Origin of the sequence: Paenibacillus protaetiae (assembly GCF_004135365.1) — a bacterium.
Lineage (GTDB): Bacteria > Bacillota > Bacilli > Paenibacillales > Paenibacillaceae > Paenibacillus_AP > Paenibacillus_AP protaetiae.
On record NZ_CP035492.1, the window covers coordinates 4,192,734 to 4,216,734 of the forward strand.

General features: G+C 49.4%; 22 protein-coding genes and 2 riboswitches. Of the genes, 15 read left to right on the forward strand and 7 right to left on the reverse strand.

The genetic code is table 11. The features are described from left to right. The first annotated feature begins 61 nt into the window (after nucleotides 1-61). The 8 genes from ET464_RS19505 to ET464_RS19540 all read left to right on the forward strand — a co-directional run bounded on the left by ET464_RS19505 (nucleotide 62) and on the right by ET464_RS19540 (nucleotide 7,380). Nucleotides 62-1,030, forward strand: a complete 969-nt coding sequence (locus tag ET464_RS19505) for an ABC transporter permease (protein WP_129443849.1) — start codon at nucleotides 62-64, stop codon at nucleotides 1,028-1,030. Next, nucleotides 1,027-1,998 carry an ABC transporter permease gene (locus ET464_RS19510; protein WP_129443851.1) on the forward strand — a complete coding sequence of 324 codons (972 nt, stop codon included), beginning with the start codon at nucleotides 1,027-1,029 and terminating at the stop codon, nucleotides 1,996-1,998. Before ET464_RS19505 ends, ET464_RS19510 begins: the two co-directional genes overlap by 4 nt. Next, the gene (locus ET464_RS19515; protein WP_129443852.1) at nucleotides 1,965-3,020 is read left to right on the forward strand and encodes an ABC transporter ATP-binding protein; all 1,056 of its coding nucleotides are present in this window, start codon (nucleotides 1,965-1,967) and stop codon (nucleotides 3,018-3,020) included. Before ET464_RS19510 ends, ET464_RS19515 begins: the two co-directional genes overlap by 34 nt. Continuing rightward, nucleotides 3,017-3,991 carry an ABC transporter ATP-binding protein gene (locus ET464_RS19520; RefSeq protein WP_129443854.1) on the forward strand — a complete coding sequence of 325 codons (975 nt, stop codon included), beginning with the start codon at nucleotides 3,017-3,019 and terminating at the stop codon, nucleotides 3,989-3,991. Before ET464_RS19515 ends, ET464_RS19520 begins: the two co-directional genes overlap by 4 nt. 261 nt (nucleotides 3,992-4,252) lie before the next feature. Next, a complete protein-coding gene (locus tag ET464_RS19525) occupies nucleotides 4,253-5,371 on the forward strand; it encodes a sulfate ABC transporter substrate-binding protein (RefSeq protein ID WP_129443856.1) in 1,119 nt (372 codons plus the stop codon). Between the two features lie 32 nt (nucleotides 5,372-5,403). Continuing rightward, entirely contained in the window at nucleotides 5,404-6,246 is an 843-nt protein-coding gene (gene cysT / locus ET464_RS19530) for a sulfate ABC transporter permease subunit CysT (RefSeq protein ID WP_129443857.1), read from the forward strand. Nucleotides 6,247-6,259: 13 nt separating this feature from the next. After that, nucleotides 6,260-7,153: a sulfate ABC transporter permease subunit CysW gene (cysW, locus tag ET464_RS19535; RefSeq protein WP_129443859.1), complete on the forward strand. Its 894-nt coding sequence runs from the start codon at nucleotides 6,260-6,262 to the stop codon at nucleotides 7,151-7,153. After that, nucleotides 7,153-7,380, forward strand: a complete 228-nt coding sequence (locus ET464_RS19540; protein ID WP_129443861.1) for a YezD family protein — start codon at nucleotides 7,153-7,155, stop codon at nucleotides 7,378-7,380. Before cysW ends, ET464_RS19540 begins: the two co-directional genes overlap by 1 nt. 162 nt (nucleotides 7,381-7,542) lie before the next feature. Here ET464_RS19540 and ET464_RS19545 read toward each other — a convergent pair whose 3' ends face one another. After that, nucleotides 7,543-7,689, reverse strand: a complete 147-nt coding sequence (locus ET464_RS19545; RefSeq protein ID WP_129443866.1) for a YqzM family protein — start codon at nucleotides 7,687-7,689, stop codon at nucleotides 7,543-7,545. Nucleotides 7,690-7,963: 274 nt separating this feature from the next. Between ET464_RS19545 and uvrC the strand changes: the two genes are divergently transcribed. Next, the gene (gene uvrC / locus ET464_RS19550) at nucleotides 7,964-10,147 is read left to right on the forward strand and encodes an excinuclease ABC subunit UvrC (protein ID WP_129443868.1); all 2,184 of its coding nucleotides are present in this window, start codon (nucleotides 7,964-7,966) and stop codon (nucleotides 10,145-10,147) included. Nucleotides 10,148-10,202: 55 nt separating this feature from the next. Here uvrC and ET464_RS19555 read toward each other — a convergent pair whose 3' ends face one another. After that, the gene (locus ET464_RS19555) at nucleotides 10,203-11,813 is read right to left on the reverse strand and encodes a CPBP family intramembrane glutamic endopeptidase (protein ID WP_129443870.1); all 1,611 of its coding nucleotides are present in this window, start codon (nucleotides 11,811-11,813) and stop codon (nucleotides 10,203-10,205) included. 246 nt (nucleotides 11,814-12,059) lie between these two features. Further along, nucleotides 12,060-12,246: riboswitch (cyclic di-AMP (ydaO/yuaA leader) on the forward strand. A gap of 137 nt (nucleotides 12,247-12,383) precedes the next feature. Between ET464_RS19555 and ET464_RS19560 the strand changes: the two genes are divergently transcribed. Further along, nucleotides 12,384-13,046, forward strand: a complete 663-nt coding sequence (locus tag ET464_RS19560; RefSeq protein ID WP_129443872.1) for a potassium channel family protein — start codon at nucleotides 12,384-12,386, stop codon at nucleotides 13,044-13,046. Between the two features lie 152 nt (nucleotides 13,047-13,198). Here the strand turns inward: ET464_RS19560 and ET464_RS19565 are convergent, their stop codons facing one another. Continuing rightward, entirely contained in the window at nucleotides 13,199-14,092 is an 894-nt protein-coding gene (locus ET464_RS19565) for a LysR family transcriptional regulator (protein WP_129443874.1), read from the reverse strand. A gap of 227 nt (nucleotides 14,093-14,319) precedes the next feature. Here ET464_RS19565 and ET464_RS19570 point away from each other — a divergent pair, with 227 nt between their 5' ends. The 3 genes from ET464_RS19570 to sdhB are packed head-to-tail and all read left to right on the forward strand — an operon-like array spanning nucleotide 14,320 to nucleotide 17,557. Further along, a complete protein-coding gene (locus ET464_RS19570) occupies nucleotides 14,320-14,994 on the forward strand; it encodes a succinate dehydrogenase cytochrome b558 subunit (protein WP_129443876.1) in 675 nt (224 codons plus the stop codon). Nucleotides 14,995-15,019: 25 nt separating this feature from the next. Next, a complete protein-coding gene (gene sdhA / locus ET464_RS19575) occupies nucleotides 15,020-16,768 on the forward strand; it encodes a succinate dehydrogenase flavoprotein subunit (protein WP_129443878.1) in 1,749 nt (582 codons plus the stop codon). Between the two features lie 24 nt (nucleotides 16,769-16,792). Then, complete coding sequence (gene sdhB, locus ET464_RS19580; RefSeq protein WP_129443880.1) at nucleotides 16,793-17,557, forward strand: succinate dehydrogenase iron-sulfur subunit; 765 nt, start codon at nucleotides 16,793-16,795, stop codon at nucleotides 17,555-17,557. Nucleotides 17,558-17,724: 167 nt separating this feature from the next. On the opposite strand, the gene ET464_RS19585 is transcribed toward sdhB, so the two are convergent. The 4 genes from ET464_RS19585 to corA form a co-directional block, all read right to left on the reverse strand. Next, entirely contained in the window at nucleotides 17,725-18,033 is a 309-nt protein-coding gene (locus ET464_RS19585) for a winged helix-turn-helix transcriptional regulator (protein ID WP_279630110.1), read from the reverse strand. Between the two features lie 320 nt (nucleotides 18,034-18,353). Continuing rightward, on the reverse strand, nucleotides 18,354-19,163 hold the full coding sequence (locus ET464_RS19590) for a histidinol-phosphatase (protein WP_129443883.1): 810 nt from the start codon (nucleotides 19,161-19,163) through the stop codon (nucleotides 18,354-18,356). Nucleotides 19,164-19,181: 18 nt separating this feature from the next. Further along, nucleotides 19,182-20,084, reverse strand: coding sequence for a LysR family transcriptional regulator (locus ET464_RS19595; protein ID WP_129443885.1), 903 nt, complete (start codon nucleotides 20,082-20,084; stop codon nucleotides 19,182-19,184). A gap of 148 nt (nucleotides 20,085-20,232) precedes the next feature. After that, a complete protein-coding gene (gene corA / locus ET464_RS19600) occupies nucleotides 20,233-21,168 on the reverse strand; it encodes a magnesium/cobalt transporter CorA (protein WP_129444611.1) in 936 nt (311 codons plus the stop codon). A 475-nt stretch (nucleotides 21,169-21,643) separates the two neighbouring features. Next, a riboswitch (SAM riboswitch) is annotated at nucleotides 21,644-21,751 on the forward strand. A 101-nt stretch (nucleotides 21,752-21,852) separates the two neighbouring features. On the opposite strand from corA, the gene metA reads away from it, so the two are divergent. Further along, the gene (gene metA, locus ET464_RS19605; RefSeq protein ID WP_129443887.1) at nucleotides 21,853-22,770 is read left to right on the forward strand and encodes a homoserine O-acetyltransferase MetA; all 918 of its coding nucleotides are present in this window, start codon (nucleotides 21,853-21,855) and stop codon (nucleotides 22,768-22,770) included. Between the two features lie 65 nt (nucleotides 22,771-22,835). Beyond that, a complete protein-coding gene (locus tag ET464_RS19610) occupies nucleotides 22,836-23,996 on the forward strand; it encodes a PLP-dependent transferase (protein WP_129443889.1) in 1,161 nt (386 codons plus the stop codon). The last annotated feature ends 5 nt before the right edge of the window (nucleotides 23,997-24,001 follow it).

Sequence of the window (24,001 nt, forward strand, 5' to 3'; positions counted from 1 at the left end):
AGGACAAAGGTTCCTTCCCCTCTTCTGATTAAACAACGACTTTTTCTCAGGAGGGAGAAAAATGACAGAGTACCTCATCCGCCGGGTATTGCAGTCCGTATTGGTACTGTTTCTGATCTCGATTGTCACTTTTTTACTCATTCATGCTGCTCCAGGCGGCCCGACGCAAATGATGATTGCGCCAGGGCTTTCTCCCGAAGCGTTTGAAGTGCAAAAGCATAATTTGGGCCTGGACCAGTCGCTTCCGGTTCAATATTGGAAATGGGTAAGCGACTTGCTTCAAGGCGATTTGGGCCATACGTTTAAAAACAATTTGCCGGTTAGCGATATTTTATGGCCGACAGTGGGCCATACGTTTGTTCTGATGGCGGCAGCATGGCTGTTGTCATTAATTATTGCTATTCCGTGGGGGATTTTTAACAGCACCCGGACTTATGGACTTTCCGATCAAACCGCTTCTTTTATTTCTTATTTAGGTTTTGCTATGCCAACCTTCTGGTTTGGGATTATGCTGCAGCAATATTTTTCGATCAAGCTGGACTGGCTCCCGCTATCCGACATGTACACGATGGGGAAGGAAGGCAATCTCGCCGATTTATTTATGCATCTTGTGCTTCCGGTGACGGTGCTGACGCTAGGATTTTTGGCTTCTTATGTGAAATATTCGAGGTCAAGCATGCTTGAGGTGCTGGATCAGGATTACATACGAACGGCACGCGCCAAAGGCGTCAAGGAACGGAAAGTCATTTTCCGCCATGCGCTTCGTAACGCATTGATCCCTATCATTACGGTTTTGGGGCTGGATTTGCCGATTCTTGTTTCCGGAGCAGCACTGACTGAAAACGTTTTCAACTGGCCGGGAATGGGACGTTTGTTTGTTGATATGGCTCTTGCCCGCGAATATTCGGTTCTTATGTCCATTACGTTAATTACGGCGGTTATCGTTATTTTGGGTAACCTGATTGCCGATATTTTATATGCTATCGTTGATCCGCGCGTACAAATTGGCAAAGGAGGTAAAGCGGCATGAGCGAATCCAAACTTGAAACGGTCAAGCCGAAACAGTCTCCAGGCAGCGCTGTACCCGTCTCCAAGCGGCCGGTTGGCCCGTGGCTGACGGCATGGCGCAACTTTCGCAAAAATCCGTATGCGATGGGCGGGCTTATCGTTTTGCTGATTTTTGTTATCATCGCTTTTTTTGCGAAAGTTATTGCGCCGTACGATCCTGCCAAAATCGACTTGATGTTTGCCGATTTAGGGCCAAGCGCGGATCATTGGTTAGGCACAGACGAGCTTGGGCGAGATATTTTTTCCCGGCTTGTATACAGCACGCAAGTATCGTTAACTGTCGGTTTTTCAGTAGCAATTGCCGCAGTGCTGATCGGCACGATCATTGGCGCGATTTCCGGCTACTTTGGCGGCTGGATCGATAATATTTTTATGCGTTTTGTTGATGTGATGAACTCGCTCCCGACACTGTTCCTGAACATATTGGTGCTGGCTATATTCAGCTCAAAGTTCAGTTATATGATTCTCATTATGGCCTTTACCGGCTGGATGGGTGTTGCCCGCCTCGTCAGGGGCACCTTCCTGCAGCTGCGGGAGATGCAGTATGTGGAGGCCGCCAAGGCGATAGGCGTCTCCAGCTGGGGGATTATTTTCCGCCATTTGCTCCGCAACGCCAGTTATCCGATTATCGTCAACGCCACGCTGATGGTTGGCGGTGCGATATTGGGCGAATCGGCATTGTCTTATTTAGGGCTGGGCATTCAAGCGCCGCAAACGAGCTGGGGGCTTATGCTGAGCAATTCGCAGGAGTTTATGCTGACAAGACCTTCCCTTGCTTTGTATCCGGGGCTCTGTATTCTTATTCTGGTGCTTGCGGTCAACTTTATCGGCGACGGTATCCAATCGGCGCTTAACCCAAGAAGCAAGAAGAAAATATCAGTGAAGAAGGTGGCAGAATGGCGGAAAAAGTTCTCGAAATCAAACATTTAACAGCAGGCTTTATGACCGATAACGGAATCGTGAAAGCGACCGACCGTGTCAGCCTTCACCTGGAAAAAGGAAAAACATTGTGTGTCGTTGGCGAGTCCGGCAGCGGCAAAAGCGTCACCTCGCTTGCAGTGATGAGGCTGCTTGAATTTGCCGGCGGCGCAATTCTCGAAGGCAGCGTCAATTTCAAAGGCGAGGAATTGTCAGTGAAATCGCAGGACGAGATGATTCATATCCGCGGCAATAAAATCGCAATGATATTTCAGGATCCGATGTCCGCACTTAATCCGGTATTTACGGTAGGCGACCAGATTGCCGAAAGCCTCCGCCTCCATCAAAATAAAAGCGGCGCCGAAGCGTGGAAGGAAGCCGTCGATCTGCTTCGCCTTGTCGGAATCCCGGCGCCGGAAGTCCGCGCCAAACAATATCCGCATGAGCTGTCGGGCGGCATGTGCCAGCGTGTCGTAATCGCTATTGCACTTGCTTGCAAGCCGGATTTGCTTATTGCCGACGAGCCGACGACAGCACTGGACGTAACGGTTCAGGCGCAAATATTGGATTTGCTCCGCCGGCTGCAGAACGAGATCGGCATGTCCATCCTGCTTATTACACATGATATGGGCGTTGCCGCCGAGATGGCCGACCGGATTGCCGTTATGTATGCGGGCGTCATTGTCGAAGAAGGAACGGTTGCGGAAATTTTTGACCATCCCAGCCATCCGTATACGATTGGCTTGCTGCAGTCGATTCCGGGGTTTGAAGGCAGCCGCGGCGAGGAATTGTTTACGATTAAAGGCACAATACCGGCATTAAGCCAGCTGCCAAGCGGCTGCCGGTTCCATCCGCGTTGTCCGCATGCAATGGCCGTTTGCCAGGAACAAGAGCCGGAGAATATATCGCTTGGAGACGATCATACGGCATCATGCTGGCTGTTTAAAGATTCGGGGAATATGCCGGCGAACCGTGGACAAGGCAGAACATTCCAACCGCCAAGCGACCATAACGGAGAGGTGAAGCGCGCATGAGTGCCGAAAATTTGATCGAAGTCCGCAATGTAAAAAAATATTTTCCAATTCATAAAGGGCTGCTGAACCGTGTCGTTGGCCATGTTAAAGCGGTAGACGATGTTTCGATTGCAATCCGCAAAGGGGAAACGTTTGGCCTTGTCGGCGAATCCGGCTGCGGCAAATCAACGTTGGGACGCGTGATTTTGCAGCTTCAGCGGGCGACCGGCGGAGACATTATGTACCAGGGTGAAACGATTCGTACTTTAAGCTCCAGCAGCTTGCGCAAGCTGCGGCAGCAGATGCAAATTATTTTCCAGGATCCGTACGGCTCGCTGAATCCGCGTTTTCTGGTGCGCGACATCATTGGAGAGCCGCTCCGCATTCATACTAATGCGACTTCAAAGCAAATTGATGCCCGTGTTGTAGAGTTGATGGAGCTTGTCGGCCTGGATGCTTCCCGGCGCAACCGGTATCCGCACGAATTTTCGGGCGGCCAGCGTCAGCGGATTGGCATCGCCAGGGCGATTGCGCTGAACCCGCAATTTATTGTAGCGGATGAAGCTGTCTCGGCGCTTGACGTGTCGGTCCAATCCCAGGTGCTCAATTTGCTGGTCAAGCTGCAAAAAGAGCTCGGATTGACGTTTTTGTTTATTGCGCATGGCTTAAACGTTGTCCGCCATATTTCCGACCGGGTTGGCGTTATGTATTTGGGCAAAATGGTGGAAGTGTCGCCAACCGAAGCTTTGTTCGACAAACCGCTCCATCCGTATACGGCGGCGCTCTTGTCGTCCATTCCGCGTCCGAATCCGCATCTGAAGCGGGACCGGATCGTGCTGCAAGGGGATGTGCCATCCCCGGCCAATCCGCCGTCCGGCTGCCGGTTCCATCCCCGCTGCCCGTTTGCTGAAGCCAAGTGCTCGGCTGAAGAGCCGCAGCTTCAAGAGGTTATGCCGGGGCGGCAGGTAGCCTGCCATTTTCCTCTGCTGTAACCAACCGTACCTATATTGAAAGCGAGTGCCGGGAACGGCGCTCGCTTCTTTTTTTCTTACACATCATTTGGCTATAAGAAGCGTTGATAAGAGGTATCAGATATGCAAATTTTTGTATTGACAGAAAAAGAAGGCACTGGTATTATTCTTCCATAACATACTAAACAGGTAGGAATAATTAAAATTGTGACCGGATCACCGGAGCAAGGACAGCGTAGAGAAAAAAGTTTTGTCCAAATAGACAAAGGGGTGTATGAACTGATGAAAAGATTATCCGTCGTTCGTTCCGCTGTAATACTTATTGCTCTGACTTTTGTACTTGCTGCTTGCGGATCCGGCAACAACAGCAACAATAGCCAATCCTCTAGTAACGGGAATACGGCGCAGCCGTCCCAGGATGCATCCGCATCTCCAACTGGCGATGCGAAGCCTTCATCCGAGCCGAAAAAGCCGGTTGAGCTTCTAAACGTTTCCTATGACCCGACACGTGAACTTTACGAAGAATACAATAAAGCATTCTCAAAATATTGGAAAGATAAAACCGGTCAGGATGTAACGATCAAACAATCCCATGGCGGTTCCGGAGCGCAAAGCTTATCGGTCATCGACGGCTTGGAAGCCGATGTTGTAACGCTGGCGCTTGGTTATGATATTGATGCCATTGCCGAAAAAGGCCTAATCAATCCGGATTGGCAGACCAAATATGAAGACAACAGCGCACCTTATACGTCCACGATTGTGTTCCTTGTAAGGAAGGGCAACCCGAAAAACATTCATGATTGGAACGATCTGGTGAAAGATAAGGTGGAAGTTATTACGCCAAATCCAAAAACATCGGGCGGCGCACGCTGGAACTACTTGGCGGCATGGGGTTACGCCTTAAAGCAAAACAACAATGACGAAGACAAAGCCAAACAATTTGTTGCTGATTTGTATAAACATGTGCCGGTGCTAGACTCCGGTGCTCGCGGCGCTACGACAACTTTTGCTGAACGCGGAATCGGCGACGTGCTGCTTGCTTGGGAGAATGAAGCATTCCTTTCGCTGAAAGAACTTGGGGACAAATTCGAAATCGTTTATCCGTCGATCAGCATTTTGGCTGAGCCGCCGGTAGCCGTTGTCGACAAAAACGCCGATAAGCACGGAACACGCGAAGTATCTGAAGCTTATTTGCAGTATTTGTATTCTGACGAAGGTCAGGAAATCGCTGCTAAAAACTTCTATCGCCCGATTAACCAAACCATTGCCGCAAAATATAAAGATACGTTCAAAGATCTGGAATTGCTGAATATCAGCGATTTTGGCGGATGGGCGGAAGCACAGAAGAAACATTTTGCCGATGGCGGCGTATTCGACCAAATATATGCTCCCGGCAAATAACCGGGAGCTGCGATGAATGGAGCTGACTTCACATGAAAGGTTCCAGGCCGAACAAGCAAAAAAACGTGCTGCCCGGGTTTGGATTATCGCTTGGTTTTACACTGCTGTACTTAAGCTTTCTCGTGCTCATTCCGCTGATCGGCATCGTCATTCGGACGACGGATTTAAGCTGGCACGAGTTTTGGGCAACGGTCACAACGCCGCGTGTGCTTGCTTCTTACCGGGTTAGTCTGACAACAGCTTTCGCTGCGGCATTCATTAACGTTGTATTCGGAGTCATTGTCGCTTGGGTGCTTGTGCGGTACCGGTTTCCGGGTAAAAAGCTGATTGATGCGCTTGTAGATTTGCCGTTTGCGCTGCCGACGGCTGTAGCGGGCATATCGCTTACCGCCATTTATGCGCCTAACGGCATTATCGGCTCCATCCTTCAGCCGCTCGGCATCAAAACCGCGTATTCGCCAATCGGCATTACGATTGCCTTGCTGTTTATCGGCTTGCCGTTTGTTGTGCGGACGGTGCAGCCGGTGCTGCAGGATTTGGAGAAGGAAACTGAAGAAGCAGCCGTAACGTTAGGGGCACGCCGGTGGCGGACCGTACGCAAAATTGTATTCCCCGAACTGCTCCCGGCGATTATAACCGGGTTTGCACTTGCTTTTGCAAGAGGCATCGGCGAATACGGATCAGTTGTATTTATTTCCGGGAATATGCCGCTGAAGACAGAAATTACGCCGCTGCTGATCATGACAAAGCTGCAGCAGCATGATTATGCAGGCGCAACAGCCATCGCTCTGGTGCTTCTCGTCATCTCGTTCCTGTTGTTATTGCTCATTAACTTTTTGCAGTGGCGGCTCAATCGCCGCACTGCAGCGGTATAAGGGGGAATAAACAATGGCAGGAGCTGTAACGGCACATTTAACGGAGGAATCGGCAATCCGGCCCAAGCATATTACCGAATCGCTGCCGGTCCGCATCATTTTAATCGGCATTGCAGTTTTGTTTCTTGGCCTTGTTGTGCTGCTGCCGTTAATATTCGTATTTACCGAAGCGCTAAAAAAAGGATGGGACGTCTATGCTGCAGCCATAACCGATCCGGATGCTTTGTCTGCACTGCGTCTTACCTTAACGACGGCGCTGATCGCGGTCCCGGTCAACACTATATTTGGCATCGCTGCTGCCTGGGCGATCAGCAAGTTTGCATTTCGGGGCAAGAACGCACTCATTACTTTAATTGATCTTCCCTTTTCGATTTCACCTGTCATTTCAGGACTAGTATTTGTATTATTGTTTGGGGCGCAAGGCTTCATAGGGCCATGGCTGGGTTCGCATGGCATTCAAATTGTATTCGCCTTGCCGGGCATCGTGCTTGCAACCGTATTTGTTACAGTGCCGTTTGTGGCAAGGGAGCTGATCCCGCTTATGCAAGCGCAAGGGATAGCGGAAGAGGAAGCGGCCGCAAGCCTTGGCGCACGCGGCTGGCAAATCTTTTTCCGGGTGACGCTGCCCAACATTAAATGGGGGCTGCTGTACGGTGTCATTTTGTGCAATGCGCGGGCGATGGGCGAGTTTGGCGCCGTATCGGTCATCTCCGGCCACATTCGCGGCGAAACGAACACGCTGCCGCTCCATATCGAAATTTTATACAATGAATACCAGTTTTCAGCGGCATTTGCCGTATCTTCATTGCTTGTCATGCTCGCTATTTTTACATTGGCGGCCAAGAGCCTGATTGAATGGAAAACATCCGGGAAGAAACATTCCGGACATAGACAGGAGGAATTATAATGGCAAAACCTTTGGAATTGGATGAAACGTGGATTGGGCGCATTGTGGAGCAAGCAAGCGGGCTGCAATATGGATCGGTAATTATAACGGTGCATGATGGAAGAATTGTACAAATCGACCGGACGGAACGTACGCGGTACGATCAGCCTTCCGCCAAGCAGCCAAATCACAATAACAATCCGGATAAAAATCAAGGCAAAAATGATTCCCTCCGTGCCGTGCAGTAATATCTGCCTGCATACCGTCACATGACATGAAACAAGGCTGTTTCCGCGAATGCCGTCTGGCAAGGGAAACAGCCTTTTCATATTGCGGAACGTCTTAAACAAAAAAGCCCCATCAAGATGGGGCGTACTGAACGTGTACCAATTAAGCCTATAAACCGGCCGTTATGTAATCGCGTATTTCACGATCACGCATACCGCAAAAACAACAACCATAAATGCCAGCATGCCGCCGAAGCCGGTTACGACATCGGATAAATCGTCTCGAGGTTCTTCGTTTACATGCTCGCGCGGGTCTCTTACGTTGTCCATTGTTGTCGTCCTCCTTTAAGGATTAGGCAAAAATTAACATAATGAAACTTCGGATAAAAGCGCTAAAACGCTTCGGAAGCTTAACGATAAGAGCTCCTAAGCTTATATTGCATGTTATCCTGTAAGGATTAGTATTTTCTACATAAGCTTATAATAGTATACCCAATAAAACCAACATTTGTAAAGCGTATTCATCGGCGGCGATCCGCTGATGTTAAGGATAAAATTATGATAAAATGTTAACTGAAATGTTGCAGCAATCGGGAGGGAGAGCATGAACGACCAGGTATCCGGAAAATCAATAAGTTCCCGCGCGAAAGCGGAGGAGCTCATTCGCAACAAGCTGGCTTTGCTCCCGGATCAGCCGGGCTGCTACCTGATGAAAAACGGGGAAGGCACGATTATTTATGTCGGCAAAGCAAAAGTGCTGAAAAACCGTGTCCGTTCCTATTTTAACGGCAGCCATAACGGGAAAACGCAGCGGCTTGTTTCGGAAATCCGCGATTTTGATTTTATTGTAACGAGCAGTAATATAGAAGCTCTTATTCTTGAATGTAACTTAATAAAACAATATCATCCGCGATATAACGTGCTGCTGAAGGACGATAAATCTTTTCCTTATATTAAAATAACCGGCGATGCGCATCCGCGCCTCGAAGTAACGCGCCGGATCGTGAAAGACAAAGGCAAATATTTCGGGCCTTACCCGAATGCATTTGCGGCGCAGCAAACAAAAAAGCTGCTTGACCGCTTGTATCCGCTTCGCAAATGCAAGACGATACCGGAAAAAGTATGCTTGTATTATCATATCGGGCAATGTATCGGTCCATGCGAATACAAGGTGGAGCCGGGTACGTATGAGGCGATGGTGCAGGAAATTACCAAGTTTCTGAACGGCGGCCATGACACGGTGCGGGCAGAGCTGCAGGGCAAAATGGAGGCGGCGGCGGAGCTGCTGGAATTCGAGCGGGCGAAAGAATACCGCGATCAGATTGTGGCCATTGACGCCGTGATGGAAAAACAAAAAATAACGATGAACGATGCGCTCGACCGCGACGTATTTGGCTATGCAACCGATAAAGGCTGGATGTGCGTGCAAATCTTGTACATGCGCAAAGGAAAGCTGATCGAACGCCGGGCGACAACATTCCCTTATTACGGTGAAGAATACGATGATTTCATTACGTTCGTAACGCAATATTATAGTGACAATCCGGCATTGCCAAAGCAAATATTGCTGCCGCTGCCTCCCGAAGGGAAAGAAGAAGGCGCTGAACTTGGCGCGGAGCGGATGGAAGCAAGGGCGGACGGAGAGCCGGACGGCGGCGCGAGCGAACCGGCCGCCGAAACAGCGGAAGGCGGAGCGGTCGAGCCGTTTGCCGGGAGACTGGATCATGCGGATGCCCGGACAAAGGCCGAGGCTGGACCAGAGCAAGATGAACCGGATATTGATGATCCGGAGGAGGAAGCAGACGCCGGCTTGCTGAATCCGGATGTTGTGCTGGAAGGGCTGGAGCTGGAGGAAGAGGCGGACAGCTTGGAGCCTTCGGAAGACAGTTCGGAGGAAGACAGCTCGGAAGAAAGCAGCCGCCGCCCGCGGGCGGATGAAGTTGCCCAAATGCTGCAAACATGGCTGCATGTGAAAGTGCTTATGCCGCAGCGGGGACGCAAAAGCCAGGTTGTTACGATGGCGAACGACAATGCCAAAATTATGCTGGCAGACAAATTCCGCCTTATCGAACGCGACGAGGAGCGCAGCGTGAAGGCTTCGGAAGGTCTCGGTTCCTGGCTCGGCATGTCCGGGCTTCACCGGATTGAAGCGTTCGACAACTCGAATATTCAAGGCACGAATCCGGTATCGGCAATGGTTGTATTTACCGACGGCAAGCCGGACCGGAAGGAATACCGCAAATACAAGGTTCGCACCGTGCAAGGGCCGGATGATTACGAAACGATGCGGGAAGTGATCCGCAGGCGTTATGAACGGGTGCTGAAGGACAATTTGCCGCAGCCCGATTTAATTGTCGTGGACGGGGGCAAAGGGCAAATCAGCGCCGCACTGGACATTTTGGAAAACGAGCTGGGACTTTCCATTCCGGTATGCGGACTGGTCAAGGATGCCAAGCACAAGACGGCGCAGCTGATGGTAGGGGATCCGCCGGAGGTCGTACCGCTTCCGCGCGACAGCCAGGAGTTTTATTTGCTGCAGCGCATTCAGGATGAGGTGCACCGGTTTGCGATTACGTTCCACCGCGAGCAGCGGGCGAAGTCGATGGTTGTGTCGCATCTGGACGCGATTCCCGGCATCGGGGAGAAACGGCGCAAGGCGCTGCTGAAGCATTTTGGCTCGCTCAAAAAAATTAAAGAAGCTTCGGTGGAAGATTTCCGTGTATTATCCATCGGAGAGAAACTGGCAGGCCAAATATTGGCCGCGCTGAATGAAGAAGAAAAGGAATGAGCCGTCATGGCTCATTCCTTTTTTTTACGTACCCGCAAGCCGCAGGCAAGCCGGGTCAAGTCTGCTGCAAGGCGGCATATCCGTATTTTTTGCGGTGCGTGTAGCGGATCAGCCAAGCGATCAGCACCGGCAGCAGCAAATAAAACAAACCGGCTGCGAGGTTGGCGGCACCGCCTTCAAACAGGAGCGAGGCGCTCATCAGCGCGGAATCGAATATGGCATGCGTAAACAACACCGTCACAAAACCGTATTTCAAAAATATCGCGGAAAATACGAAGCCGATGATAATTAGTTCAAACAGCCGGGTCGTAGACGGGAAGATCGGATAAGACACATGGCCAAGCGCCCATATGACCGTTGGAATCAGAATCGCGGCAAATGTATTTTTGAACCATTTTCTCAATAAGGAAATGCCAAACAGCCGGTAGATCGCTTCTTCCGATATCGCTGCACACCATGCCATAAGCGGCAGCAGCAGCGGTGTAGCCATATTATAAGTGGACTGCGTTACATCGGAAGTCGACCAGGAGCCGATCAGCTGCTGAAGCGCCAGCAGTACAACCGATTGTATGCCTAACGTAATTACGGCGAACAAATAACCGAGCCCGACACCGCGCCATACATAGTCGCCATAACCTTGCTCGCCGAACCGCGGCCACAGCGCCTTCTGCTGTGAACGCCATATGCCGTCGCCTGCAACAAGCGAAAAATAAGCCGAAAGCGCGAGCAAAACCGTCATTACCGTTGAGATGACGTTCATAACTGCCACATAGCCGCCGGAATGCTCGGATTCGCCAATTGCGGCTCGAACGCCGTCAAGCGAGTTGAAATTGTTGATCAAATATAAAACAAGGAACAATAACGTTAACAGCATTCCTCGCCGGAAGGAAGTATGCCGGGCATACCGGATGGCGTATACGATGGCGATCATAAATAAAATGCCGCTCATCATCAGAAAGCCGTAGTTCGTTAATTGCCCGGCAAGCTTTTGCTGGCCGGCAACGTATTGTTCGTAATGGGCCGGCACGATAAATTTAGGCGAATATTCGGTTACAACGGTTCCGTTTTCGACATCGCCATATTGCATGACCAGCGACAGCGCAGCCTGCTCCATCGCATATCCGGCCGGGTGGAATATAAATACGTTGGCGTCTGCCGGGTCAGAGGCGCTAAGGGATTGCTTGGGGATGCCTCTTTGTTCGGCAAACTGCATCGCTTTTGCAGCCGTCTGCTCTTTGGCGGCAGGGGAGGCGTCCAGCACATGCCAAGCAATAACCCGTCCGGATTTCATATGGGTATATACGAAAGCGGTATAACCGCCGCTAAGCTGCAGTTCGGACTGAAACGTATCGGTCGGAAACAGCTGATCGTATTTGCGGTCATACTTATCGTTCAGCATATGTTTAGACAAATAGCCGTAAAACAAGCTGTCTGACTGATGAACGGTATGTACAGACTGCACATCCAGGCCAAATTGCTGTCTGGCAAAATCGGCAGCGAGCCGGCCTGCTTTGCTTTTATCCATAATGCCGGCAGGCGAGCCGGAATAATCTTCCGAGCTGCCGGAAACAGCCGGAAGCAGCTGAATGACGGCAAAGATAATGACACACACAAGAGCGGCCCACCGGAATTTTTTCCATTCGTTAGCATGTATAACAGGAATCATGACTTCACCTCTGTTCCAATATATGAGCAGCTTTGTCCTTTCTAGAATTACAATAGCATGAAAAAGGGCTGCGACCAAATGTAAAGCCAGCGAAGCGTATTAAAAGCGAGAAAAAACAAATGGCATGAAGACTGAAGGCGCTGCCTTATAACCTTGCCTGTTTTTGAACAAAAAATGATTTATTTCAAGCGTTTATCCCTTTTGTATAAACGCCCCCGAAGGATTATAATCGTTAACGTTATGATGAATACGTACTAGCCGAATTTCGTTTGGCGAAAACGGGGGAACCAATCGATTATCCAGCCGGATGATCATGGGGTGAATTTCAAGCTAAACATATGCTGAGTTGTGTACAGCGCATGTTTGCTGAATAGGGCTGCCTGTCCAGGCCCGAATCCGACAGCTAACCTCGCAGGCTATGTGGAACAGGACTCATTCGCGATGAATGGCATTGGATGAATGTCCAGTGCTTTTTTTTATGCCTGCAATTGAAATTTATATAAAACCTTAAGCGTATAAAGAGGACAGGGCTTAAGCGAAATTACAAAGCGGATTGGAGCATTTGGAGAGATGAGAGGGAGCGGCTATGTCATTATCGGACTTGGCAGATTTGGATCGAGCCTGGGGAAGGAACTCGTCAAGCTGGGTTATGAGGTGCTTGGCATTGACAAAGATGAAGAAGCCGTTCAAGAAATGAGCCCTTACCTGACGCATGCGGTTGTTGCCGAATGTACGGATGAAGAAGTGATGCGTTCGCTTGGGGTGCGCAACTTTGATTGTGGTGTTGTAGCGATTGGCGACGATATTCAAGCCAGTATACTGACAACGATCCAGCTGAAGGACCTTGGCGTGAAGAGAGTGGTGGCGAAAGCGATCAGCGAGCTGCACGGGCGGGTACTGGAAAAGCTCGGCGTCGACCGCGTTGTGTATCCGGAGCGGGATATGGGCATCCGGGTAGCGCATCAGCTGGCCTCGCCTAATTTGCTCGATTACATTGAATTGTCCAAGGACTATACGATCGCCGAGCTGACGGTGCCTAGAGGGCTGGACGGCAAGTCGCTTCATGACTTGAACCCGCGTGCCCGTTTCGGCTGCAGTATCGTGGCGATCAACAAAACAAAAGGGGTTATTATCGCGCCTAATGCAGAAGAAGTGCTGCGGGAAAAAGATGTGCTTGTCATTATCGGAACAAACGATCAAATCGATAAATTTGAAGTGGCGGTGAACCGTTAAGCTCGGCCGGCCAGATTGATATGCATTATAATTGGCAAAACTATGGACAGCTATTGCGCCGTCCATAGTTTTTTTATTAGCCGGCAAAAGAGAAAATAGCGTTTTTTTGATCCGGAAAAACGTCTTTCTTCTATTATATATGAGATTGATTCTCAACTCTCTTTTTTGGAGGCTGCCAGCTGGTGAATCCAGGTGCGGATCGCGGGATGGAGCAGTTCCGGATCGTTATGGATAAGAGAGGTTGTCCGTTTCGTATTTTCAAGCTCCCGAATCGGAACGATTTGAAGCTCGTTGTCATCCAGCAGCTGCTGGCGCATATACGATTTGGGCAGCAGCGTGCCTGCGCGGCATGTATGGAGCAGCCGGAGAATCGCTTCGAAGGAATCAATCTCCATCCGGACATCCGGCTGAAGATTGTATTTGGAGAACAGCTCATCCGTTAGTATCCGGTACCAGGTCCCCTTTGAAAACAAGATCATCGGAAAACCGTCCAAGTCATGAATGCCAAGCGGCTTGTCGTGCATAAGCACATGGCTTTTCGGAAGCACGAGCAGCAGATGGTCCTCAAACAGCGGCACGCAGTGCAGCTGGGGATCTTCGATCCGCGAAGCTACAATGCCGATATCGGTCCGCCCTTCACGGACAAGCGTGACGATTTCATGGGTTTTGCCGGTGACCGCCTTAATATCGAATTCCGGATGGCTGAGCGTCAGCGACTGGATAAAGTCGGGCAGCGTCGTTTGCAGCGTCGTCAAGCTGGCACCGATCGTAATCGAGGTGCGGCCGGTTGTGACGTATTCGGAAATTTGCTGCAAATAGTTATAATGAAGTTGCCGAAGCTCCAGCGCATATTCGTAAGTGAGCTGGCCGATCCTCGTCAGCTCCAGCCTTTTGCCGATCCGGCGGAACAGCTGGGCGCCCAGTTCTTCTTCCAGCTTGGCAATCTTGCGGGACAGGGCGGGCTGCGATATATTGAGCAGGCTGGCTGCTTTGTTCATACTGGATTGCTCCACGACCGCTGTCAGTACGGCCAATTCATCAAGCATCGGTAGGCCTCCCTTTTTGATATGGATAATGGTCTTATGCTATATGGTTATAAGAATCTATAAATAATAAGCAATTCCATTATAAGATGAAAAGGAGTACCATGTGAAGTGTGGCTAACCTGTGTCAATATTTGTTGACGGGTGTACATGCTGGGGGTAAAATTAGTAAGGTTTTGACAAGAGAGGAACTCAGGCACATCCACATCTGGAAAGGAGAAAGCGATTTTATGAAAGGAAATTCGTATTACCCGCGGAAGCTTCACTCATTGCTTGGGGTGATTCCGCTTGGCCTGTTCATTATCGAGCACGGTCTCACCAACTTTTTGGCTTTTCAGGATGGACCTGAAGGCTTTGACAGAGGTGTTAAATTTCTAAACAACTTGCCGATTGTTACGATTCTGGAAATTTTCGGCATATTCCTGCCTTTGCTTTTCCACGGCGTCTACGGCCTGTATATGGCGTATCAGTCTAACTGGAATAACAACCGCTTTCAATACAGCCGTAACTGGGCGTTTACCCTGCAGCGGATTACGGGGGTTATTACATTTATTTTCGTATTCTGGCATGTGTACGACACGCGCTTTCAGGTTGCGCTCGGTAATGTAACACATGAAGAGCTGGGCATGCATATGCATGACATCTTCTCGAATCCCGCAGCAATCGTTTTGTATACGATCGGCGTGCTTGCCGCAACGTTCCACTTTGCGAACGGCATGTGGGCATTCCTGATCAGCTGGGGCATTACGGTCGGCCCTCGCGCACAGCGGATTTCTTCGTATGTGTGCATGATTTTGTTTGTGCTTGTATCGGCATTGTTTATTTTGTCGATCGTGGCTTTCACAGGCGATGAGTTTGCCGGTACAGCTTCGGCGGCAGCCGCTGTAACGAATATCATCGGATAGTTTGAAGAAAAGGGGCGAAACGTAAATGGCTAAAAATAAATTGATTGTCGTAGGCGGCGGTCTTGCCGGTTTGATGGCTACGATTAAAGCTGCAGAAGCGGGCGTTCACGTCGACCTGTTTTCGGTCGTTCCGGTGAAGCGTTCCCACTCGGTTTGCGCGCAAGGCGGCATTAACGGCGCGGTAAATACAAAAGGCGAAGGCGATTCGCCTTGGGAGCATTTTGACGATACGGTATACGGCGGCGATTTCCTTGCGAACCAGCCTCCGGTAAAAGCGATGTGCGAAGCGGCTCCGGGTATTATTAACCTGATGGACCGGATGGGCGTCATGTTCAGCCGTACGCCGGAAGGCTTGCTTGACTTCCGCCGTTTCGGGGGAACACAATATCACCGCACGGCATTTGCGGGTGCAACAACCGGCCAGCAATTGCTGTACGCGCTTGATGAGCAGGTGCGCCGCTGGGAAACAGCCGGCCTCGTAACGAAGTTCGAGCATTGGGAATTCCTTGGCGCGGTGCTGGATGAAGAAGGCATCTGCCGCGGCATTACGGCGCAAAGCCTGCGTTCGATGGAAGTGCAGTCGTTTGCAGCGGATGCCGTAATTATGGCTTCCGGCGGTCCGGGTATTATTTTCGGCAAAACGACCAACTCGATTATCAATACCGGTACAGCAGCAAGTGCGGTTTACCAGCAGGGCGTGAAATATGCCAACGGCGAAATGATTCAAATCCACCCGACGGCGATCCCGGGCGACGACAAAAACCGTCTGATGTCCGAATCGGCACGCGGCGAAGGCGGACGGATCTGGACGTATAAAGACGGCAAGCCTTGGTATTTCCTCGAGGAAAAATATCCGGCTTACGGCAACCTTGTTCCGCGCGATATTGCGACACGCGAAATTTTCGACGTCTGCGTGAACCAGAAGCTTGGCATCGACGGCGAGAACAAAGTTTATCTCGACCTGTCGCATAAAGATCCAAAGGAACTGAACGTGAAGCTGGGCGGCATCCTGGAAATTTACGAGAAATTTGTAGGGGACGACCCACGCAAAGTTCCAATGAAAATTTTCCCTGCGGTCCATTACTCGATGGGCGGCTTGTGGGTAGATTACAATCAAATGACGAATATTCCGGGCTTGTTTGCAGCGGGCGAATGCGATTACCAGTACCACGGCGCTAACCGTCTTGGCGCAAACTCACTGCTGTCCGCAATTTTCGGCGGCATGGTGTCCGGTCCGAAAGCGGTAGAATATATTAGAGGCCTTAAAAAATCGGCCGAAGATGTATCGTCGACTGTATTTGACCGTGCGGTTAAGCAGCAAACGGACAAGTACGAAAGCATTTTGAAAATGGACGGCAACGATAACGCTTATGTCATCCATAAAGAGCTGGGCGAATTTATGACCAACAACATGACAGTTGTTCGTTATAACAAAAAGCTTGAAGAAACCATCGTCAAAATTAAAGAATTAAAAGAACGTTACAATAAAATCAACATCAACGATACGAAACAGTGGAACAACGCAGGCGTTGCATTCACACGCCAGCTGTGGAACATGCTGGAGCTTGCGGAAACGATGACGGTAGGCGCGCTTCTCCGCAATGAAAGCCGCGGCGCTCATTACAAGCCGGAATTCCCTGAACGTAACGACGAAGAGTTCCTGAAAACAACGATTGCAGCGTGGACGCCGGAAGGCCCGCAAATCTCGTACGAGGACGTTGACGTATCGCTGATCAAACCGCGTAAACGCGACTATACATCCGACAAGCACTGAGCCAAAGAAAGGAGAGAATAAGCGATGAATCAAACAGCAACCGCCAAAAAAACGGTCAAGTTTATCATTACCCGTCAGGACAACCCTGATTCGGCGCCTTATAAAGAAGAGTTTGAAATTCCATACCGCCCGAACATGAATGTCATCAGCGCATTGATGGAGATCCAGCGGAACCCGGTTAAAGCGGACGGCGGCAAAACCACTCCGGTTAACTGGGAATCGAACTGTCTCGAGGAAGTATGCGGCGCATGTTCGATGGTGATCAACGGCAAGCCTCGCCAAGCGTGCAGCGCACTGATTGATAAGCTGGAGCAGCCGGTCCGCCTTGAGCCAATGCGCACATTCCCGGTTGTCCGTGACCTTGTCATTAACCGCGAACGGATGTTTAACGCCCTGAAACGGGTCAAAGCATGGATTCCGATTGACGGCACGTATGACCTTGGCCCGGGACCGCGTATGGCGGAATCGAAACGCCAATGGGCTTACGAGCTGGCCAAATGTATGACTTGCGGCGTGTGCCTTGAAGCTTGCCCGAACGTGAATGACCGGAGCAGCTTTATCGGCCCGGCGGCCATTTCCCAGGTGCGTTTGTTCAATACGCATCCAACCGGCGAAATGCACAAGGAAGAACGTCTGGAAGCGCTCATGCAGGACGGCGGCATCGAAGGCTGCGGCAACTCGCAGAACTGCGTGCGGTCCTGCCCGAAAGGCATTCCGCTCACAACTTCCATTGCGGCGATCAACGGCCAAACGACCAAACAATTGTTCAAGCAATGGTTTGCCAGATAATATGGCGGCTTAGCGAGCAAGGAATCCCTCTTTAGCCAAAAAAGGCTGAAGAGGGATTTTTTTATTCATGATAATGATTATCATAATCATATATAACAAACGGCCGGAAGTCAATGGATGCAGGCATGTCCTAAAAAACAAAAAAACCGCAGTTTGCGGTTTTTTGTTTACATCCAAGCTTCTCCCCATTTTTGAATGGTTTCAATAACGGGCTGAAGCTCTTTGCCTTTTAGCGTCAATTCATATTCAATCCGTACAGGCATTTCTGGATAAACGGTACGTTTGATAATACCTTCGGCTTCCAGTTCCTTCATCCGGTCAGTCAGCATTTTATCGCTCATTTCCGGAATTTGCTCTTTAATTTCTTTAAACCGTTTTGGGCCGCCCAATAAAACTCGAATTAACCGGCCTGTCCATTTCTTGCCTAGAATATCGGACGCGGCTTCGTATTTGGGACACATTGTTGAATAATCCAAACCCATCACCCCGTTTCTTCTGTTCTTATTGTAGCATATGCGCTGTGGAAAAGTAAGTTCACTTCTGTTACATTTATGGGAGTTCACGGCTGCTTTTAAGAAGCGGAAATAACCAGCTCTTTCCTTTAATTGTTACACAAATGAAATGGTACTGTTATCGCGCTTTCACATTCATGGGCTATTATAATAAGCAAGACCCCCTTTTTAATAGAGCATTCTTTAGGACCGGTGCCGGAGCGCCGGCCTCTTTTTTTTTTTTACATGAAATAAGAAAGCCCCGCGCATCCGGTTTGCGCAGGGCCAGGTTTCGTTTAATTCGATTAGAGCGGAACAATGACGGGCCTGCGGCTGCGGTAAAATACCCATTGTTTAAAACCGATTTCTTTCAGCCGCGTTCGCACCAGTTCCCAGTCGTCGCCGACACGTGTTGGCGTATGGGCATCGGAGCCAAACGTCACGTTGACGCCAAAATGGCATGCTCTTTCCAAAATGTCATCGGACGGATACCAGCCGCCCACATCTTTCATTTTGCCGGATGTGTTAATTTCGACGGATACGCCGCATTCGGCAATCGTTCTGAGCGTTGCGTCGATTTCTTGATGAGCGGGGATATCCGAGAACGGCGGATAATACGCCTTCATCGCATCAATATGCGCCATCACGTCAAACATGCCGCTAAGCGCGGATTGGCGGATCAGATCGTAATAATCCCGTTTAGCCTCGAATTTTTGTTCATCGTTAAGCTTCGTAAACCTTTTTTTATTGAAAATGCTGATGCCGCCGACATGATGGACAGAGCCGATTATATAATCAAACGGTATGTTGGCATAATAATTGCGGTACACATCCGCATAATCAGGGAAAAAATCAGATTCCACGCCAAGCAAAACCTCGATTTGGCCGCTATATTTTTCCTTCAAGCGCAATACCTCTTCGATATAACCGGGGAAAGCGCTTTTAGCCATAGCGATATTAGGAAACGGCTGATCCTCTTCGCTGCCGAAATAAGGGGAGTGGTCAGAAATGCCGATCGCTTGCAGCCCGCCTTGGATTGCGGATTGTATGTATGCTTCAATCATGCCGTCCGCGTGGCCGCACCGTTCATGATGGGTATGCAGATCAAATTTCATTCGTTTATCCTCCTTTGGCTATTCACTGCTTATAAAATGATGCTCGGGCATCCCTTTCAAATCGTTTAAAAACTGCTGGATGGCGCTGTTTAAATACCGGCCTGACTTATATACGACGCCTACAGGATGAGCAATTTCCAGCTCGTTTACTTTTACAATTTTTAAGGTGCCCAGTTTTAATTCATTGGCGATAGACAGCTTGGATACAACAGCCGCTCCCAGATTGATTTCCACCATCCGTTTAATTTCTTCGCTGCTTGAAAGTTCCATGAGCACGGTCGGCTGGATATTGTGTTTGCGGAATATCGAATCTAGAAACTTTCTTCCAAGCGTATCCGAGGTAAGCATAATAAGCGGAACATCTTTTAGCGCTTCAACCTGTGTAACGGAAAGCTCGCTTAACGGATGATGCGGAGAAACGACAAGAACAAAGGAGTCGTAATAAAGGACGGAAGAATGGACATTTGGATTTTTTTCCGTTAGGTACGTAATGCCGATATCCACGGACCCGTTCTCCACGCTGGACATGACCTGAACGGAAGGCATGGAATAAATGGTCGTTTTAATAAGCGGGAACTGGTCTTGAAAGTAGGAAAGGACACGCGGCAAAATTTGAATGGCAATGGATGAAGTAGTGCCAAGCACGATATGCCCTTGCGGCGTCTGATTTAAATCGGTCAGCCGCTGTTTCAATTCTTCGACGATAGCCAATATTTTTTCGGCGTGCTCCAAAAAAACTTTGCCGTTATCGGTTAACGTAACCGGCTGGTTGCGATCCACTAGAATCGTTTTGTATTCATCCTCAAGACTTTTGATTTGAGCGGATACAGCGGGCTGTGTAAGATTAAGCAGCTCGCCAGCTTTGCGGAAGCTCATCGTCTTGGATATGGTGAGGAGTGTTTCAAGCTGACTAATATTCAAATTAATCCCCCTTGGCCGCATTATACCGGCATTTTCTATTATAAAGGAAGGAAGGCGTTACGGCAAAAGAAGCAGCGCATAAAAAAAGCATCATTTGGCATATGCAGCCAAACGATGCTTGAATAGCAGCAGGCAGGCTGAACCGGCGTTACAGCCATTCTTTTTTGCGGAAAATATACAGCATAATGACGCCAAGGAAAAACATCAGCCCTAATAAAACAAGCGAGCCGCCTTTAAAATGCATGCCCGGTATATAATCGAAATTCATTCCGTAAATGCCGGTAATAAAGGTGAGCGGCATGAAGATCGTCGTAATGGCGGTGAATACGCGCATAATTTCATTAGCCCGCGCCGAAATGCTGGACTGATAAGCTTCTCGTAAGTTGCCCATCAAATCGCGGTACGTATCAAATGCTTCGGAAATTTTGACGGCATTTTCATAAATGTCGCCAAAATATTTTTGCAGCTGGTCGTCGATCAGCTTCAGTTCTCTTTTGTTCAGGGCGCCGATAAGGTCGCGCTGCGGGCCAAGCATTTTTTTGAGCCATAAAATTTCACCGCGCAAACCGATAATTTCATTCAGATGCGACTTTTTCGTATGCATTAATATATGCTCTTCGAGCTGCTCGATCCGGGTGTCGATCCGGTCGCCGACGATAAAATAATTGTCGACCACAAGGTCGATCAAAAAATAAAGAAAATAGTCGGGACGGCTGACTTCCTGTTCCCACAAAATCGGCTTCAGCGAACGCAGCTCGTTAATTTTTTGCTTGGTTACGGTAATGATATAATGGCGCCCGAGAAAAATATTAAGCGCACGGAGAAAAATTTCTTCGTCGTCAAACCGGATGCTGTTCACCACAATAAAATAATGGCCTTCGTATAATTCAATTTTCGGGCGTTGTTCCTCTTCGCTCAGGCAGTCCTCGACCGCCAGATCATGCAAATGAAACAATGGCTGAAGCTGTGCCAAATCTTCGGCGTCGGCATCAATCCAATAAAATCCTTCCGGGGCCGGAGTCAAGGTCTCGTTAATATCCTCAATGAGCGTAAATACGCCGTTATTCACGAGCCGAATTTTCATCTTTCCACGTCCTTTCATTCCTATGGCAGAGCAGCTGCCGGAAAGAATGAAAGCAGACGCCGGTCCGAACGACTAAAGAGCCCGGCAACATTCCGCAGCGGAATGAAGATGAGGGCTTTCAAGGAAACGGAGAGGCATACGCTGGATACAATCCGGCAGCAACCCTATTCGGTTAAGCTCTTGTCCTGACACGGACGATGCGTCTTTTTTGCGTCTGGGCTTAGGACTATCGCCTTCCATACCGATTCCTCTCCTTTTTACATTTATTTTCGTAAAGGATCTATAAGCGCCAATCCTTGTCTAGTATACTCCTGCGGTATATTTACATTCAAGCGGAATTTGTTGCTTTGCAAAGGGATAACCCCGCACCCGAAACAAATCGCCGGCATCTTGACGAATAGGCTTATATCCATTAAAGTAAATGTAGACTTAAGCTTAAGGTTGAAACGAAACATGAACTGAATAACATTTACTTTTCTTATCAAGAGCAGGCGGAGGGACTAGCCCGATGAAGCCCGGCAACCGGCATGAAAGTGCACGGTGCTAATTCTTGCGGAAACGATTGGTTTCTGAGAGATGAGAGAGGCGTACCGTGTTGGTTAACAACGGCCTTTTCTCATGCGTCAAGCGGGAAAAGGCTTTTCTTGTTTTCTATATTAGATCTTTTGTAAGGGGTGTTGCATAATGCCGATTAAAATACCAGATCATTTGCCGGCAAAAGAAATTTTGAACAACGAAAATATTTTTGTTATGGATGAAAGCACGGCGTTCCGCCAGGATATTCGTCCGTTAAAGATTGCGATACTGAACTTAATGCCAACGAAGGAAACGACGGAAACGCAGCTGCTCCGGCTGATTGGCAATACGGCGCTGCAGGTTGAATTCGTGCTTCTTCATCCCAAAACCCATATTTCCAAAAATACATCTTCGGAACATTTGGAGAATTTCTACAAAACTTTCGATGATATTAAAGAGGAATATTTCGATGGCATGATCATTACAGGCGCGCCTGTCGAGCAGCTGGATTTCGAGCAGGTCAACTATTGGGAAGAGCTGAAAGAAATTATGGACTGGACTAAAAAGCACGTAACGTCGACGTTCCATATCTGTTGGGCTTCTCAAGCAGGCTTATACCATCATTTTGGCGTGCCGAAGCATGACTGTGAGCAGAAAGTGTTTGGCGTATTCCCGCACACCGTTACAAAAAGCCATGTAAACTTGCTGCGGGGCTTTGATGAAGTGTTTTATGTGCCGCAATCGCGCCATACGGAAGTCCGCCGCGAAGATATTGAGCCGATTGAGCAATTGGAAATTTTGTCGGAATCGGACGAATCCGGTATTTATATCGTGGCGACAAGCGACGGTAAGCAAATTTTTGTAACGGGGCATTCCGAATACGACCCGCTGTCGCTGAAATATGAATACGACCGTGACGTTGCAAAAGGAATGGAAATTGCCATCCCGAAAAACTATTTCCCGGGCGATAATCCGGATCGTACGCCGCGTTCAACATGGCGCGCCCATGCCAATCTGTTATTTTCCAATTGGCTGAATTATTATGTATATCAGCAAACGCCTTATGAATTAGGTGCAGGCATCTAACACGCAGGGCGGGGCGAATTAACCGGAACATATAGATATTTTGGAGAAGGAGAGTCGTTTTTTATATGAAAATCGAAAGCAAGCTGGCGCAAATCGGTTCGCAAAAAGAACCTGTAACCGGGGCGGTAAGTTTCCCCATTTACCAATCGACTGCATTCCGTCATCCGAAGCTTGGCCAAAGCACCGGATTTGACTATGCCCGCACGAAAAGCCCAACCCGTTCTGTCCTTGAGGAAGCAGCAGCCGAGCTTGAAAACGGCGATGCAGGATTTGCCTGCAGCACCGGCATGGCTGCGCTGCAAACCGTATTTGCGCTGTTTGGACAAGGCGATCATTTAATTGTATCGCTTGATCTGTACGGCGGCACGTACCGCCTGCTTGAGAAGATTATGAGCCGCTTTGGCGTATCGGCTTCTTACGTAGACACAAACGACCTGGATGCGATATCGGAGTTGTGTACACCGCAGACCAAAGCGATTCTGATCGAAACGCCAACCAACCCGCTCATGATGATTACCGACATCGAACGGGTAGCGGCTTGGGCGAAATCCAAAGGTTTGCTCACGATTGTCGACAATACGCTCCTTACTCCTTTTTTCCAGCGTCCGCTTGAACTTGGCGCGGATATTGTCGTACACAGTGCGACGAAATATTTGGGCGGGCATAACGATGTGCTTGCCGGTCTTATTGTTACAAAAGGCAAAGAGCTGTCCGAGCAAATCGGCTTCCTGCACAATTCCATCGGCGCAGTGCTTGGACCGCAGGACAGCTGGCTGCTCATGCGCGGCATGAAGACGCTGGCGCTTCGGATGGAACGCCATCAGCATAATGCCACTGCGATTGCCAATTATTTGCTGGCGCATCCGGCTGTAGATGAAGTTTATTATCCTGCATTGCCGCATCACCCGGGCCATGAAATTCAAAGCCGGCAATCGTCGGGCAATACCGGCATTTTCTCCTTCCGCTTGAAGGATGCCCGGTATGTAGAGCCGATTTTGGCCAACCTGAAGCTGATTGCTTTCGCCGAAAGCCTTGGCGGCGTGGAGTCGCTACTGACGTACCCGGCTGTACAGACCCATGCGGACATTCCGGAGGAAATCCGCCGTAAAATCGGCGTAGACGACAAGCTGCTCCGTTTCTCGGTTGGCATTGAGCATGCCGATGACCTGATTGCAGATTTGGAACAGGCGCTTGCAGCTGCCAAACGCCATGTGGAGGAGGCATAAACAGC

What these genes read in the sequence shown, in the direction of transcription:
- ET464_RS19610 (WP_129443889.1), top strand. Translation starts at nt 22,836, where the DNA reads ATGAAAATCGAAAGCAAGCTGGCGCAAATCGGTTCGCAAAAAGAACCT.
- uvrC (WP_129443868.1), top strand. Translation starts at nt 7,964, where the DNA reads ATGAACGACCAGGTATCCGGAAAATCAATAAGTTCCCGCGCGAAAGCG.
- ET464_RS19540 (WP_129443861.1), top strand. Translation starts at nt 7,153, where the DNA reads ATGGCAAAACCTTTGGAATTGGATGAAACGTGGATTGGGCGCATTGTG.
- ET464_RS19565 (WP_129443874.1), bottom strand. Translation starts at nt 14,092, where the DNA reads ATGCTTGATGAATTGGCCGTACTGACAGCGGTCGTGGAGCAATCCAGT.
- ET464_RS19515 (WP_129443852.1), top strand. Translation starts at nt 1,965, where the DNA reads ATGGCGGAAAAAGTTCTCGAAATCAAACATTTAACAGCAGGCTTTATG.
- metA (WP_129443887.1), top strand. Translation starts at nt 21,853, where the DNA reads ATGCCGATTAAAATACCAGATCATTTGCCGGCAAAAGAAATTTTGAAC.
- ET464_RS19510 (WP_129443851.1), top strand. Translation starts at nt 1,027, where the DNA reads ATGAGCGAATCCAAACTTGAAACGGTCAAGCCGAAACAGTCTCCAGGC.
- ET464_RS19520 (WP_129443854.1), top strand. Translation starts at nt 3,017, where the DNA reads ATGAGTGCCGAAAATTTGATCGAAGTCCGCAATGTAAAAAAATATTTT.
- ET464_RS19545 (WP_129443866.1), bottom strand. Translation starts at nt 7,689, where the DNA reads ATGGACAACGTAAGAGACCCGCGCGAGCATGTAAACGAAGAACCTCGA.
- corA (WP_129444611.1), bottom strand. Translation starts at nt 21,168, where the DNA reads ATGAAAATTCGGCTCGTGAATAACGGCGTATTTACGCTCATTGAGGAT.
- ET464_RS19590 (WP_129443883.1), bottom strand. Translation starts at nt 19,163, where the DNA reads ATGAAATTTGATCTGCATACCCATCATGAACGGTGCGGCCACGCGGAC.
- ET464_RS19560 (WP_129443872.1), top strand. Translation starts at nt 12,384, where the DNA reads ATGAGAGGGAGCGGCTATGTCATTATCGGACTTGGCAGATTTGGATCG.
- ET464_RS19555 (WP_129443870.1), bottom strand. Translation starts at nt 11,813, where the DNA reads ATGATTCCTGTTATACATGCTAACGAATGGAAAAAATTCCGGTGGGCC.
- sdhB (WP_129443880.1), top strand. Translation starts at nt 16,793, where the DNA reads ATGAATCAAACAGCAACCGCCAAAAAAACGGTCAAGTTTATCATTACC.
- cysT (WP_129443857.1), top strand. Translation starts at nt 5,404, where the DNA reads ATGAAAGGTTCCAGGCCGAACAAGCAAAAAAACGTGCTGCCCGGGTTT.
- sdhA (WP_129443878.1), top strand. Translation starts at nt 15,020, where the DNA reads ATGGCTAAAAATAAATTGATTGTCGTAGGCGGCGGTCTTGCCGGTTTG.
- ET464_RS19570 (WP_129443876.1), top strand. Translation starts at nt 14,320, where the DNA reads ATGAAAGGAAATTCGTATTACCCGCGGAAGCTTCACTCATTGCTTGGG.
- ET464_RS19505 (WP_129443849.1), top strand. Translation starts at nt 62, where the DNA reads ATGACAGAGTACCTCATCCGCCGGGTATTGCAGTCCGTATTGGTACTG.
- cysW (WP_129443859.1), top strand. Translation starts at nt 6,260, where the DNA reads ATGGCAGGAGCTGTAACGGCACATTTAACGGAGGAATCGGCAATCCGG.
- ET464_RS19525 (WP_129443856.1), top strand. Translation starts at nt 4,253, where the DNA reads ATGAAAAGATTATCCGTCGTTCGTTCCGCTGTAATACTTATTGCTCTG.